This window comes from Mesorhizobium sp. M0909 (genome assembly GCF_040319515.1).
Classification (GTDB): Bacteria; Pseudomonadota; Alphaproteobacteria; order Rhizobiales; family Rhizobiaceae; genus Mesorhizobium.
This window is the reverse complement of the sequence record NZ_JAMYOA010000068.1, coordinates 1-825: the sequence shown is the minus strand read 5'-3', so window position 1 is coordinate 825 and position 825 is coordinate 1. Positions and strand designations below refer to the sequence as shown.

The 825-nt window shown below is 58.5% G+C and carries 1 protein-coding gene; it reads right to left on the bottom strand.

Annotation, left to right across the window (positions count from 1 at the left end):
• The coding region (locus tag NKH83_RS31550; protein WP_352809078.1) for a calcium-binding protein at positions 1-719 on the bottom strand (719 nt) is incomplete at its 3' end.
• Between the last annotated feature and the right edge of the window lie 106 nt (positions 720-825).

The following is an 825-nucleotide window of genomic DNA, read 5'->3' as shown; positions in this document are numbered from 1 at the left end:
TCATGCGCGCTGTTGTCGGCGGTGACATAGGCCAGAGTTGCGACTCTGTCGGTGTAGCTGCTTTGGTAGACAATGATGTCGCCGGCGTGCTCGCCGGAGATCGCACTCGCGGCTTCAGAAGCAGAGTTGAAAGATTCGCCAGTGATTACCACGACGTGTTCGCCGTTCGCACCCGAGGCCGCACCACTGTAGAAGCTGCTCACCGGGTAGCCGGACTGTATGCTGGCGTTGTTGACGAAGTTCGCGCCAAAACCGTCATTGTAGAGGCCCACCGCATCGAAGGCGAACTTGTCCTCCGCCGGGTTGAAATCGGTGATAGTGGTAATGTCCGACTTCGACCCGACAACCCCAGGCACCGGATTGTGGAACTGGAACACGAACGTGTCACTGTCGGTGCCCCCGGTCAACGTGTCCTGGCCGTCACCCACGTAGAGGACATCCTGGCCGGGACCGCCGCTGAGCCTGTCATTGTCCTCACCGGAGACGCGCGGGTTGAAGCGGCCGTTGTCGCCGGAGAGATCGTCCCAGCCATCTCCGCCGAAGATGCGGTCGTTACCCTTGCCGCCGATGAGTCGGTCACTGTCCGGGCCACCCGAGATCTCGTCGTTGCCGCCACGACCGTCAATCCAGTCACCGCCCTGGAAACCCTCCATCCAATCGTCAAGCTCGGTGCCGATGAGTGTTTCGGCACCCGGGCCACCCTCGATAATCTTTGCCATCGAAAATACTCCTAATGATGCACCCTGCCTGACGCGTTCATATTGCTCATCGGATAATTAGAGAAATCGATTGCTTGGATAGACACACATTTACGAAATGGATGCA